We start from the raw sequence: 13,407 nt of genomic DNA, 5'->3' as shown, positions 1-13,407 counted from the left end.
ACGGCTGATTCCTACTTTCTGGCTTTTTCGGGCTTTCCGGCATTGCGAGATGTGCACGGGGGCCAGGGGCTGATGCATCAGCCTCTGGCCCCCGCAAGGGTACGACGGATCCGCCCTACCGCATACTCACTGGTCGCGGAAGCGGACGATCTTGACGAACTCGTCAGCGTCCAGTGCCGCGCCGCCGATCAGGGCGCCGTCGACGTCGGGCTGGGCCATGATCGCCGCGATGTTCCCGGACTTCACGGAGCCGCCGTACTGGATGCGGACCTTGTCGGCCAGCTCCTGCGAGTACAGCTCGGCGAGGCGGCCGCGGATCGCCCCGCAGACCTCCTGGGCGTCGTCGGGGGTGGCGACCTCGCCGGTCCCGATGGCCCAGACGGGCTCGTAGGCGATCACGATGGACTCGACCTGGTCGGCCGGGACGCCTTCCAGGCCGCCGTCGAGCTGGCTCAGCGTGTAGGGGACCTGCTGGCCGGCCTTGCGGACGTCCAGGCCCTCCCCGACGCACAGGATCGGGGTGATCCCGTGCCGGAAGGCGGCCTTGACCTTGGCGTTGCAGATCTCGTCGCTCTCGGCGTGGTACTGGCGGCGCTCGCTGTGGCCGACGGCCACGTACGTGCACTTCAGCTTCGACAGCATCGGGCCGGAGATCTCGCCGGTGTAGGCACCGGAGTCGTGCGCGGAGATGTCCTGGGCGCCGTACTTGATCTTCAGCTTGTCGCCGTCGACCAGGGTCTGGACCGAGCGCAGGTCGACGAAGGGCGGCAGGACCGCGACCTCGACGGCGTCGTAGTCCTTGTCGGTGAGGGCGAAGGCGAGCTTCTGGACGTGGGCGATGGCCTCGAGGTGGTTGAGGTTCATCTTCCAGTTGCCCGCCATGAGCGGGGTGCGCGTGGTCATACGGGTTCAGCCCTCCAGGGCGGCGAGGCCGGGGAGCGTCTTGCCCTCGAGGTATTCGAGGGAGGCGCCGCCACCGGTCGAGATGTGGCCGAATGCATTCTCGTCGAAGCCCAGGATGCGGACCGCGGCGGCACTGTCGCCACCTCCGACGACGGTGAAGGCGCTGCTGTCGAGCAGGCCCTGGGCGATGGCCGTGGTGCCCCCGGCGTAGTCGGGGTGCTCGAAGACGCCCACGGGACCGTTCCAGAAGACGGTCTTCGCGTCGGCGATCTTCGACGCGTACAGCTCGCGCGTCTTGGGGCCGATGTCCAGGCCCTCCTGGTCGGCGGGGATCTTGTCCGCGTCGACGGTCTCGAAGGTGGCCGGGGTCTTGCCCTTGAGGTCCGGGAACTCCGCGGAGACCAGCACGTCGACCGGGAGGACCAGCTCGACGCCGGTCTTCTCGGCGCGCTCCATGTACTCCTTGACCTTGTCCACCTGGTCCTTCTGGAGCAGGGAGATGCCGACCTCGTAGCCCTTGGCGTAGAGGAAGGTGTAGGCCATGCCGCCGCCGATGAGGATGCGGTCGGCCTTGCCGAGCAGCTCGTCGATGACGGCGAGCTTGTCGGAGACCTTGGCACCGCCCAGGACCACCACGTACGGGCGCTCGACCTCGGCGGTCAGCTTCTTCAGGACGCCGACCTCGGTGGCGATGAGGTAGCCGGCCCCGTGCGGGAGGCGGGCCGGGAGGTCGAAGACCGAGGCGTGCTTGCGGTGCACGGCGCCGAAGCCGTCGCCCACGTAGAGGTCGGCGAGCTCCGCGAGCTGGTCCGCGAAGGCGCCGCGCTCGGCGTCGTCCTTCGAGGTCTCACCGGCGTTGAAGCGCAGGTTCTCGATCACGGCAACCTGGCCGTCGGCGAGGGCCGCGACGGTCTCCTTGGCGGAGGAGCCGACGGTGTCGGTGGCGAACGCCACGTCCGCACCGAGCAGTTCGCCGAGGCGCGTGGCGGCCGGGGCCAGCGAGAACGCCGGCTCGACGCCGGTGCCCTTGGGGCGGCCCAGGTGCGAGGCCACGATGACGCGGGCGCCGGCTTCGGCGAGCTTCGCGATCGTGGGCTGGACGGCGCGGATGCGGCCGTCGTCGGTGATGGTGCCCTCGGCCAGCGGGACGTTCAGGTCCGCGCGGACGAAGACCCGCTTGCCCTTGACGCCTTCGGCGAGCAGTTCATCGATCGTCTTCATGTATTTCTACTCCTTTGAGCCTTCACTCGAAGGGCGAGGAAGGATAACGAGGCAAGCAACAGGGCCCGTGCGGCGCATCGTCGCGCTGCTCGGACCCTGTGCTTCACATCGTGGTGCCTTGCCCTACGTTTTTAGAGCTGACCGCCGACGAAGACGGTGAGGTCGACGAGACGGTTGGAGTAGCCCCACTCGTTGTCGTACCAACCGACGACCTTCACCTGCGTACCGTCCTGAACCATGGTCAGCGAGGAGTCGAAGGTGCAGGACGCGGGCCAGTTCACGATGTCGGAAGAGACGATCGCGTCCTCGGTGTAGTCGAGGATGCCCTTGAGCTGCCCCTCCGAAGCCTTCTGGAAGGCCGCGTTGATCTCTTCCACCGTGGTCTCGCGGGAGAGCTCCAGCACCAGGTCGGTCACCGAGCCGGTCGGGACCGGGACGCGCATGGCGATGCCGTCCAGCTTGCCCTTGAGCTGCGGGAGGACCAGCGCGGTCGCCTTCGCGGCACCGGTGGAGGTCGGGATGATGTTCTCGGCGGCGGCGCGGGCGCGACGCAGGTCCGAGTGCGGGAAGTCCAGGATGCGCTGGTCGTTCGTGTACGCGTGGACCGTCGTCATCATGCCCTTGACGATGCCGAAGTTCTCGTCGAGGACCTTGGCCATCGGCGCCACGCAGTTGGTGGTGCAGGAGGCGTTGGAGATGACGTGGTGGTTGGCCGCGTCGTACTTGTCCTGGTTGACGCCCATCACGATGGTGATGTCCTCGTCCTTGGCCGGAGCCGAGATGAGGACCTTCTTCGCGCCCGCGGCGATGTGCTTGGCGGCGTCGGCCTTCTTCGTGAAGATGCCAGTCGACTCGATGACGATGTCGGCGCCCAGCTCGCCCCAGGGCAGGTTCGCGGGGTCGCGCTCGGCAAAGGTCTTGAACGTGTTGCCACCGACCGTGATCGTGTCGTCGGTGTGGGAGACCTCGGCCTTGAGGCGGCCCAGGATCGTGTCGTACTTGAGAAGGTGCACCAGGGTGGCGTTGTCAGTCAGGTCGTTGACACCGACGATCTCGATGTCCGCTCCCTGCTCCAGAAGCGCCCGAAAGTAGTTACGGCCAATTCGGCCAAAACCATTGATGCCTACGCGGATCGTCACGAACCGATCTCCTCGTTGGTGCGCCGGTAAGAGCGCCGGCGAGTTGAAATGGGATGTCCCCGACCGCTTACGACCCTACCTCTCCGTGAGCTTTTGGGTGACATCGATCGGGGCCTGACACTCCCCCTACTTCCCGGGGGTACTCCCGCGAGGGTCCCGTTCCGGACACTCCGGAACGGGACCTCGGACTTCGGCCCCTCGTCACTCAGGGTGAGTGACGACCGAGGCTCGGATCAGCGGTGCAGTGTGCGCAGTGCCTTACCGATGAGTAGGGCACGGTCCGCTGCGGTGGGCATGTGCTCCAGGCCGAAGCCCAGCAACACCGTGTCACGCGTGGTCACCGCAGCGTAGGACTTGAACAGTTCCCCGGACCGGGCCCATTCGCCGGGAACCTCGGGGCTGCCGGCCGGTGCGGCCTGTGCCGTCCAGGCTCCGAGGGACGTCTCGAATCCCTCCACGGGCTGGTCCGCGCCCTTGACGGAGAGGCGGGCCTCGTCCGCGAAGACGCCGCGGCCGCCCGAGCCCGGGTCGGTGATGTAGGAGAGCGAGAGCTCAACGGTCTTGCCGGCGTAGGCGCTCAGGTCGAAGGCGACCTGCTTCCAGCCGCCGGAGGAACCGGTGAAGCTGTTCCACTTGCCGCTGGTGCCCTGCGGGGTGCAGCCGGCGGCGTCGAGCGTGAGGTAGCGGCGCAGGAACGGGTGCCCGTTGACGAAGAACCCGGCCGCACATTCCTCCGGGACGGTGGTGCTGCTCAGGCCGCCCGCGTCCGGCAGGGTGGTCCAGTCGTCGCCGCCGGCGGTCCGGGCCTCCAGTGCGGCGTGGTCGTAGCCCTCCTCGACGTTCCAGTTGAGCGCCAGCTTCAGTTGGGGCTGGTCGACCGCGGTGACCCCGGTCAGGTCGATCGTACGGACGAGGCGCTTCCAGTCGTCGTCGGCGTGCAGGGCCGCGGCCATGCTGGCGCCGGCATAGGGGGCGTACGGGTTCACGACCCCGGTGAAGGCCCCCGCCTGGGCGCTCTTGAACTGCGGGAACTGTGCGGGCGCCAGGGTCTCGGAGGTCACGGTGTACCCGCCGGGGGCGTTCAGCGGGTTGCCCGCGGCGTCCCCGACGGTGCCCCGGGCGCCGTTCAGGGCCCCGGCGCCGGCGAAGCCGGTGGCTCCGGCGGTGCTCGTCCGGCTGTACGCGCCGAGCCAGTACTGGCTGAAGTCGTTGGTCACGGCGCGGCCGACCTGGGCGTTGCCGCCCGCCAGCTCACCGGCCTCGATCAGCTTGCCGCCCTCGTTCAGGAAGTCGCGGACCGCCAACTGGGTGTCGCCGCCCGGGGTCTTGGCCCCCGTGTAGTGGACGGCCGTACCGAAGTGGGAGAGGACGCCGAGGTGGTGCGGGGCGCCCTGGACGGCGACGTCCCAGACCGCCGCGGACTTTCCGTTCGCGCGCAGGGCGTCGACGTAGGTCTGGGCGTGCTGGGCCTTGGCCCCCTCTTCCGCGATCACCAGGACGTCCGCGCGCGGCCGCTCGGCCACCGTGTACGTGAAGTGCTCGCTGGAGACCTGCTTGCCGGAGCGGTCTCGGCCGGTGAACCAGACCTCGACCTTGTCGCCGGGCTTCGCGCCGTCGACCTCGGCGCGGTACTCGTCGAACCAGTTGTTGTCGTCGCCGCCGTAGACCTCGCCGCCCTTCCAGGCCTTGAGGTCCTCGTCGTGCGTGCGGCCGCCGTTGATCCGGAAGTTGAGCTCCTTGTCCTTCAGCGCCTTGCGGGCCGTGACGGAGACCGTCTGGCCCTCGCCGCGGGCGGCGTAGGAGGTGGCGAAGGCGTCCACGGTGAAGTCCGCGGCGCTCAGGCCGACCGAGGAGGACGGCCGGTCCGGGTGCGCGGCGCTCTCGCCGACGGAGAGGGCGAAGGGGACGTTCTTGGAGAACTCCGCCTGGATGAGCTTCTCGTCGTCCGGGAAGTTGAAGCCGGAGGCGCAGTCCTCGGGCTTCCACTGGTCGTTCGGGTCGCTCGCCGAGGCGGTCTGGCAGGTGGTCATCTCCGGCGTGAACATCATGATGCCGTTGACGTTGGAGGCGTGGCCGTCGGCCTCGCCGTTGGTGGTGTAGAGCTCGGAGGAGACCTGCGGGTAGTAGCCCGGGACGGCGGGGTTCTCCGGGGTGCCGGCGAGCGCCTTGTAGGCGACGTCGTCGGGGGTGGGGGTGGCGACCTGCCAGCCCACGCCGTAGAGGATCAGTTCGGCGGCGGAGTGGTAGTTGATCGCGTAGTCGAAACCGATGCGCTTCTCGAAGCGGTCGAGGGCGACGGTCTCGGGTTCGGAGGAGGCGCTCGGGCCGCGGTAGGTCTCGCTCGACTGGTTCGGCGAGGAGCCCTCGTTGTCGTAGCCCCACTTGAAGGCGAAGTTCCGGTTGAGGTCGACCCCGTCGCCGGGGCCGGTCTTCCCGTCGCCGTTGTTGTCGCGCAGGTTCTTGCGCCACAGCCGCTGGCCGTCGGCGGCGTGCGTGTAGTCGTATCCGTCCGGGTTGGCGGAGAGCAGGAACCACAGCTCGCTGGAGTCCACCAGTTTGGTGATCCGCGGGTCCTTGCCGTAGTTGTCGAGGGTGTGGTGCATCAGCCGCCGGGTCATCTCGGGGGTGATCCACTCACGGGCGTGCTGGTTGGACATGTAGAGGACCGACGGCTTGTCACCGTCCTTGGTCTTCTTGGCGTTCTTGCTGACCTTCAGGGCGAGGATGTCCTTGCCCTGGACGGTCTTGCCGATGGAGACGACCTTGGTGAGCCCCGGGTTCTCCTGCGCGGTCCGCAGGATCTCCTCCTGGAGGCCGCCCTTGCCGCTGTACGGGCGGAACACCCCGTCCCCGGCGGCCTTGGCGCGGGCCAGGCCCTGGGCGGGGACCTTGCGCTCGGCGAGCTTGACGCCCTGGGCCGCGAGTTCCTCGGCCTGGCCGCCGCTGAGGAAGAGCTCGACCCGGGCGGTGCCGGTCTCCGGGGCCCGCTCGGTGAGCTCGTGCGCGTCCTGCCCCGCGGCGAGGACCAGCGGGACCTGTTCCCGGGTGATGTCGGCGTCGTAGACGCGTACCTCGTCTGCGCCGGATGCGGTGCCGGGTCCCGGCTGGGCCTGCGCCGCGGCGGGTAGGACGGCGAGCGTGGTTCCGAAGACGAGTGCGCTTGCGGCGAGGATCGATCTCGCGCGGTGACTCATGTGCCCCCCTGGGCGTCGTCTGCCACGAAAGCGTTCGGACGCCAGACTCGAGACCGGCCCATGCTCATGTCAATGGGGCGTGCGGCAAAGGGGCCCGCACGAGTGATCGCGCGAGCCCCTTCAGCCGTACGGGACGGCCTAACCGGCCATGTTGTCGGCCATCTCCTCGCTGAGGTCGAGGTTCGACTCGGTGCCCGGGATGCCGAGGTCCTGGGCCCGCTTGTCGGCCATCGCGAGTAGCCGTCGGATCCGGCCGGCGACCGCGTCCTTGGTCAGCGGGGGGTCAGCGAGCGCGCCCAGCTCCTCCAGGGAGGCCTGCTTGTGTTCCATGCGCAGCCGGCCCGCCGCGGCCAGGTGCTCGGGGACCTCCTCGCCGAGGATCTCCAGCGCGCGCTGCACGCGGGCTCCGGCGGCCACCGCGGCCCGCGCCGAGCGGCGCAGGTTGGCGTCGTCGAAGTTGGCCAGGCGGTTGGCGGTGGCGCGCACCTCGCGCCGCATCCGCCGCTCCTCCCAGGCCAGTACCGACTCGTGCGCGCCGAGCCGGGTCAGCAGCGCCCCGATCGCGTCGCCGTCGCGGACCACGACCCGGTCCACTCCGCGCACCTCGCGCGCCTTGGCGGCGATGGACAGCCTGCGGGCGGCGCCCACCAGGGCCAGGGCGGCCTCCGGGCCGGGGCAGGTGACCTCCAGGGAGGAGGACCGGCCCGGCTCGGTCAGCGAGCCGTGGGCCAGGAAGGCGCCGCGCCAGGCCGCCTCCGCGTCGCAGGTGGCCCCGGAGACCACCTGCGGGGGAAGACCCCGAATGGGGCGTCCGCGGCCGTCCACGAGGCCCGTCTGGCGCGCCAGCTGGTCACCGCCGGCCACGACGCGGACCACGTAGCGGCTGCCGCGGCGCAGTCCGCCGGGGGCCATCACCACCAGGTCCGAAGAATGGCCGAAGATCTCCAGGATGTCCTTGCGTAGGCGTCTGGCGGCGATTCCCGTGTCCAGCTCCGCCTCGATGACGATGCGGCCGCTCACCAGGTGCAGCCCGCCCGCGAACCGAAGGATCGCCGAGACCTCCGCCTTCCTGCAGCAGGTCCGGGTGACGGGCAGGCGGGAGATCTCATCCTTCACCGCAGGCGTCATCGCCATGGGCCGATCCTTCCATGCATCCGAAAAATACGGTCGTACGCGGCGGCCAGCAGCTCCGGGTCGTGCTTCGGAGAGCCGTCCTGCCTGGCCACGGGCGCCAGCTCGACCGCTGCCCCGAACCGTTTCGCGGCATCGGCGAGGGACTCGCGGTCGGGCACGGCGGCCTCGTCGGCCAGCACCACGTCCAGGGCGAGTTTAGGGGCGTGTCGGGCCAAAACCTCCAAATGACGCTGCGGAGAGAAGCCCTCTGTTTCGCCGGGCTGCGGCGCGAGGTTCAGCGAGAGGACCCGCCGGGCCTTCGTCTCCATCAGCGCGTCCAGCAGTTCCGGCACCAGCAGGTGTGGAATGACCGAGGAGAACCAGGACCCCGGACCGAGCACCACCCAGTCGGCGTCCAGGACCGCGGCCACGGCCTCCGGTACGGCCGGCGGGTCGCTCGGCACCACCTGCACGGAGAGCACCTCGCCCGGTGTCAGCGCCACCGTGGCCTGCCCGCGGACGGTGTCCACGTGCTCGGGGCGGGCCGGGTCGTGCCCCCGGACCAGGGCTTGCAGCTCCAACGGCACGGCCGACATCGGCAGGACGCGGCCCTGGGCCCCGAGCAGCTTGCCGACCAGGTCGAGGGCCTGTACGGGGTCGCCGAGCTGTTCCCACAGGGCGACGATCAGCAGGTTGCCGACCGCGTGCCCGTGCAGATCGCCCTCGGACTGGAAGCGGTGCTGGATCACCCGGGCCCAGGTCTGGCCCCAGTCGTCGTCACCGCACAGCGCGGCCAGCGCCTTGCGCAGGTCGCCGGGCGGGAGCACGTCGAGCTCCTCCCGGAGCCGGCCGCTGGAACCGCCGTCGTCGGCCACGGTGACCACGGCGGTGAGGTCACCGGTGATCCGGCGCAGCGCGGCGAGGGAGGCCGACAGGCCCTGGCCGCCGCCGAGCGCCACCACCTTGGGCGTGGCGCCGCGCCGGCGGCCGGAGCGGCCCGCGCCGTCTTCGCCCCGGCCCGGGGTGAGGCGGCGCAGGCGGCTCAGCCGCGGGGTCCGTGCGGTCACTCGCGCCCCATGTCCCGGTGGACTACGACGGTCTCGACTCCCTCGGAGGCGAGGCGGGCGGCGAGCTTCTCGGACATGGCCACGCTGCGGTGCTTGCCGCCGGTGCAACCGACCGCGATGGTCACGTACCGCTTGCCCTCGCGGCGGTAGCCGGTGGCGATGAGCTGCAGCAGCTCGGTGTAGCGGTCGAGGAACTCCTTGGCGCCGGGCTGGCTGAAGACGTACCCCGACACCTCCTCGTTGAGCCCGGTGAAGGGGCGCAGCTCCGGGACCCAGTGCGGGTTGGGGATGAAGCGGCAGTCGACGACGAGGTCGGCGTCGACGGGGAGGCCGTACTTGTAGCCGAAGGACATGACGGTGGCCCGCAGCTCGGGCTCCTCGTCCCCGGCGAACTGGGCGTCCATCTTCGCGCGCAGCTCGTGCACGTTCAGGCTGGAGGTGTCGATCACCAGGTCGGCGTCGCCGCGCAGCTCGCGCAGCAGGTCGCGCTCGGCGGCGATGCCGTCGGTGATGCGTCCGTCGCCCTGGAGCGGGTGCGGGCGGCGGACCGACTCGAAGCGGCGGACCAGTGCGTCGTCGGAGGACTCCAGGAAGACGATGCGGCGGGTGACGCCCTTGTTGTCAAGGTCGGCGAGGGACTCGCGCAGGGCGTCGAAGAACTGGCGGCCGCGGACGTCGACGACGACGGCGATGCGCGCCACGTTGCCCTGGGAGCGGGCTCCGAGCTCGACCATGGTCGGGATCAGGGCCGGCGGGAGGTTGTCGACGACGAACCAGCCGAGGTCCTCCAGACACTTCGCCGCCGTACTGCGGCCGGCCCCGGACATGCCGGAGATGATCACCAGCTCGGGGATGGCCGCCTCGGCGGTCTCGCCGGGCTCCACTGTCGTGCCCGTACTCACCTGTGCTCCGTCTCGGTCGTGCGCGGTCGCGTGCTCTGTCATTGCTCGGTCCCCCGTTCGGACGATGCTCCCGCGGGCGCGGGGGTCTCATCCTCAATGATCTCTCCTGTGGCCGTATTGACGGCAGGACCAGCGGGAACCGCCTGGGCGAGGGCCGCGGCCACGGTCTCGGCCGTCTTCCGACCTATGCCCGGGACCTCGCAGATCTGGTCGATTGTCGCCTGTTTCAGCTTCTTCACCGAACCGAAGTGTTTGACCAGGGCCTGCTTGCGGCTCTCGCCGAGGCCGGGCACCTCGTCCAGGGGCCCGGATTTCAGGCGCTTGCCGCGCTTGTTGCGCTGGTACTGGATGGCGAAGCGGTGGGCTTCGTCACGGACCCGCTGGAGCAGGTAGAGGCCCTCGCTGGTGCGCGGCAGCACGACCGGGTCGTCCTCGCCGGGCAGCCAGACCTCCTCCAGCCGCTTGGCCAGACCGCACACCGCGACGTCGTCGATCCCGAGCTCCTCCAGGGCCCGCTTGGCGGCGGCGACCTGCGGCTGACCACCGTCGACCACGACGAGCTGGGGCGGGTACGCGAACCGCTTGGGCCGCCCGTCGTCCTCGGACACCTCCCGGGCCGCGGCCACGTCCTCGGCGTCCTCCGCGTCCTCGGGGGTCCACTCGCCCGTCTTGAGCTTCTCCTGGAGGTAGCGGCGGAAGCGCCGGGACACCACCTCGTGCATGGAGCGGACGTCGTCCTGCCCCTCGAAGGACTTGATCTGGAAGCGCCGGTACTCGCTCTTGCGGGCCAGCCCGTCCTCGAAGACGACCATCGATGCGACGACGTCGTCGCCCTGCAGGTGCGAGATGTCGAAGCACTCGATGCGCAGCGGGGCGCTGTCGAGGTCCAGCGCCTCCGCGATCTCCTCCAGGGCCCGGGAACGGGTGGTGAGGTCGCTGGCGCGCTTGGTCTTGTGCAGGGCGAGGGACTGCAGCGCGTTGCGGTGGACGGTCTCCATCAGGGCCTTCTTGTCGCCGCGCTGCGGTATCCGAAGGCTGACCTGGGACCCCCGGCGCTCGGCGAGCCACTGGTTCAGTGTCGGCGTGTCCTCGGGGAGGGCCGGCACCAGCACCTCCCTGGGCACGGCCTCGCCCTTCTCCTCGCCGTACAGCTGCTGGAGGGCGTGCTCGACGAGCCCGGCCGTGTCGACGGCCTCGACCTTGTCGGTGACCCAGCCGCGCTGGCCGCGGACCCGGCCGCCGCGGACGTGGAAGATCTGCACCGCGGCTTCGAGCTCGTCCTCGGCCACGGCGATCAGGTCGGCGTCGGTGGCGTCGGCGAGCACCACGGCGTTCTTCTCCATCGCCCGGCGCAGCGCCCCGATGTCGTCGCGCAGCCGGGCGGCCTTCTCGTACTCCATCTCCTCGGCCGCCGCGTGCATCTCCTTCTCCAGCCGCGAGAGGTAGGTGCCGGTGCGGCCGGCCATGAAGTCGCAGAAGTCCTCGGCCAGTTCGCGGTGCTCCTCGGGGGTGACCTTGCCGACGCAGGGGGCCGAACACTTGCCGATGTAGCCGAGCAGGCAGGGGCGGCCGATCTGGGCGGAGCGCTTGAACACGCCCGCCGAGCAGGTCCGCACCGGGAACACCCGGAGCATCAGGTCGACGGTCTCGCGGATCGCCCAGGCGTGCCCGTACGGACCGAAGTAGCGCACGCCCTTCTTCTTGGGCCCGCGCATGACCTGGACCCGCGGGTACTCCTCATTGAGGGTGACGGCGAGGGAGGGGTAGCTCTTGTCGTCCCGGTACTTGACGTTGAACCGGGGGTCGAACTCCTTGATCCACGAGTACTCCAACTGGAGCGCCTCGACCTCGGTGGACACCACGGTCCACTCGACGGAGGCGGCCGTGGTCACCATGGTGGCGGTACGGGGGTGCAAGCCGGCGATGTCCTGGAAGTAGCTGGCCAGGCGCTGGCGCAGGCTCTTGGCCTTCCCGACGTAGATCACCCGGCGGTGCTCGTCGCGGAACTTGTAGACCCCGGGAGAGTCCGGGACCTGTCCCGGCTCGGGGCGGTAACTGGAAGGGTCGGCCATGCCAACCACCCTACTGGCGCGCACCGACAACCGACCGTACGCCTCCGGCCCGGTCTGCGGATCCGGCCGGTCCACTGCCCCCCTCCAGCCCCGCCGGCGTTTGAGGCGCGGGGTCCGGGGCGGAGCCCCGGGAAACGGCGAAAGGGCGGGGCGGGGAGGGCCGCCCGCAGGGCCCGGCCCCGGGGGGGGGGGTCGGGCCGGGCCCTGCGGTCGGGGCTCGGCCGCTCAGGCCCGCGCGCCCGCCCGGCGCGATCGCCGCACGGCGGCCACGCCCAGCGCCCCGAGCGCCACAGCACCGGCCCCCGCCGCCCATGGCGCTTCCGCACCCTCGGCAGCAGCCGGCCCGGCATCGGCATCCGCATAACCGCCGGCCGCGCCGCGCTCGGCGTACGGGGAGCCGGGGAGCTTGTCCCCGTAGGCCTGGACGACCCGCGCCCGGTAGGCGCTCAACGTCGCACCGCCCGCGCCCACGGCTCGCACGGCGTCCTCGTCCAGCGGCAGCACCCTGCTGCCCCGGGTCACGTACCAGGCGTCGATCTGCGGCTCGCGGAACACCGTCCCCCCGGGCAGTTTCGCCGCGCCCAGCTGCGCGTAGCGGAACTCGTCGTCGCCGGTGGCGATGTTCACGACCTGCCAGCCGGCCTCCGTCCGCGCGGTCCACAGCGCGGCCTGCTGCCCGTCGGAGGAGACGGCCTTGCTGGCGAGGAATTCCAGGCGGGCGACGGGTGCGCCCGCTCTGCCCGCGACGAACTCCGGGGAGAGGTGGTTGACCGGTATCGCCTCGCCCTCGATCCGGGGCTGCGCGGCCGTGACGGAGACCTTGCCGTCCCGGGCGAAGAAGCGGGAGAGGGTGGCCAGGGTGTCGGGGGCGGTGGCCGCCTGCGCGGCGGCGGCCTTGTTCTCGGCGGTGGCGGCTCGGGGCTGCGGCACCGGGCCGCCGGGCGCCGCGGTGGCCTGCGGGGCGAGGCCGAGGAGGGCGGTGGTGGCGAGGACCGCGGCTGCAGCGGCGGTGGCGGCGCGCAGGGTCATGGCGGTCACGCCCCGATCCGGTAGAGGGAGTGGGTCCAGGAGAAGGTGTTGTTGTTGACGTACCAGGCGTGCGAGGCCCAGTTGTAGCGGTCGCTGGAGGGCCAGGGGTCGCCCCAGTAGACCCAGTTGTTCGCGGTGTCGTAGCCGTAGACGACGTGCATGTGGCCGCCACCGTTCGACCACTGGATGCGGGTCTCGATCGGCCGGTCCGCGTTGATCTCGGTCTGGACGGTGGAGTACTGGAGCCAGCCGCTCACGTACGAGCCGGGGTTGATGCCGGCCCAGCGCAGGCCGGTCTGGACGTTGCCCAGGGTGGCCTGGTTGTTGGGGCATTCACTGCCCTGCTGGCGGTTGAAGGCGGCGTTGCAGAACTGGTTCTGGCTGTAGTTCCGGCCGAACCAGGTGGCGATGGTGTTCCCGCCTGCGGCCCAGCACCAGTTGGTCTTCGTCTGGGCCTGCATGGTGATGTTCAGGCGCTTGGCGGCGAGGGCGGAATCGGTGCCGACCTCGGCAGCGGCGGCGGTGCCGGCGCCGAGGGGCAGGGCGAACAGCAGAGCGGTGAACACGGCGGTGAAGCAGGCGGCCGGGGAATGCCGCCGGTTTCGGTTGCGCATCGCGTTCCTCCCGGTGTGGGGTGTGGGGGGTGGAGGAGCGCGTCCGGACGCTGTTCAGGAGCATCGGACAGTTGTCGCGATCAGGTCAACACGCTTCAATACGCGGTGACATTGCTGTGTGAACGGTGGGGCTACGGTGTGAACGGTTGCTGC

Annotated in this window: 10 protein-coding genes; all 10 read right to left on the bottom strand. The window is 70.5% G+C overall.

Annotated elements, in window-relative coordinates; all coding sequences use genetic code 11:
• Window positions 1-126: 126 nt before the first annotated feature.
• The 10 genes from tpiA to OG207_RS32010 all read right to left on the bottom strand — a co-directional run bounded on the left by tpiA (window position 127) and on the right by OG207_RS32010 (window position 13,254).
• On the bottom strand, window positions 127-903 hold the full coding sequence (gene tpiA / locus OG207_RS32055) for a triose-phosphate isomerase (protein ID WP_329103299.1): 777 nt from the start codon (window positions 901-903) through the stop codon (window positions 127-129).
• Window positions 904-909: 6 nt separating this feature from the next.
• Complete coding sequence (locus tag OG207_RS32050; RefSeq protein WP_329103297.1) at window positions 910-2,124, bottom strand: phosphoglycerate kinase; 1,215 nt, start codon at window positions 2,122-2,124, stop codon at window positions 910-912.
• A 131-nt stretch (window positions 2,125-2,255) separates the two neighbouring features.
• Window positions 2,256-3,263: a type I glyceraldehyde-3-phosphate dehydrogenase gene (gene gap / locus OG207_RS32045; protein WP_030762471.1), complete on the bottom strand. Its 1,008-nt coding sequence runs from the start codon at window positions 3,261-3,263 to the stop codon at window positions 2,256-2,258.
• A gap of 233 nt (window positions 3,264-3,496) precedes the next feature.
• Entirely contained in the window at window positions 3,497-6,457 is a 2,961-nt protein-coding gene (locus OG207_RS32040) for a M14 family metallopeptidase (protein WP_329103295.1), read from the bottom strand.
• 138 nt (window positions 6,458-6,595) lie between these two features.
• A complete protein-coding gene (whiA, locus tag OG207_RS32035; protein WP_030009075.1) occupies window positions 6,596-7,591 on the bottom strand; it encodes a DNA-binding protein WhiA in 996 nt (331 codons plus the stop codon).
• On the bottom strand, window positions 7,582-8,637 hold the full coding sequence (locus OG207_RS32030; protein WP_329103292.1) for a gluconeogenesis factor YvcK family protein: 1,056 nt from the start codon (window positions 8,635-8,637) through the stop codon (window positions 7,582-7,584). The genes whiA and OG207_RS32030 overlap by 10 nt, the downstream gene beginning before the upstream one ends.
• Window positions 8,634-9,581: an RNase adapter RapZ gene (gene rapZ, locus OG207_RS32025; RefSeq protein ID WP_329103290.1), complete on the bottom strand. Its 948-nt coding sequence runs from the start codon at window positions 9,579-9,581 to the stop codon at window positions 8,634-8,636. Before rapZ ends, OG207_RS32030 begins: the two co-directional genes overlap by 4 nt.
• Window positions 9,578-11,611, bottom strand: coding sequence for an excinuclease ABC subunit UvrC (gene uvrC, locus OG207_RS32020; RefSeq protein ID WP_329103287.1), 2,034 nt, complete (start codon window positions 11,609-11,611; stop codon window positions 9,578-9,580). Before uvrC ends, rapZ begins: the two co-directional genes overlap by 4 nt.
• Window positions 11,612-11,836: 225 nt before the next feature.
• Window positions 11,837-12,640: a hypothetical protein gene (locus tag OG207_RS32015; protein WP_329108045.1), complete on the bottom strand. Its 804-nt coding sequence runs from the start codon at window positions 12,638-12,640 to the stop codon at window positions 11,837-11,839.
• A gap of 5 nt (window positions 12,641-12,645) precedes the next feature.
• A complete protein-coding gene (locus tag OG207_RS32010) occupies window positions 12,646-13,254 on the bottom strand; it encodes a papain-like cysteine protease family protein (protein ID WP_329103285.1) in 609 nt (202 codons plus the stop codon).
• Window positions 13,255-13,407 lie beyond the last annotated feature (153 nt).

Source organism: Streptomyces sp. NBC_01439 (assembly GCF_036227605.1).
GTDB lineage: Bacteria > Actinomycetota > Actinomycetes > Streptomycetales > Streptomycetaceae > Streptomyces.
The sequence above is the reverse complement of the archived record's forward strand: the minus strand, read 5'-3'. Positions and strand labels throughout refer to the sequence as shown.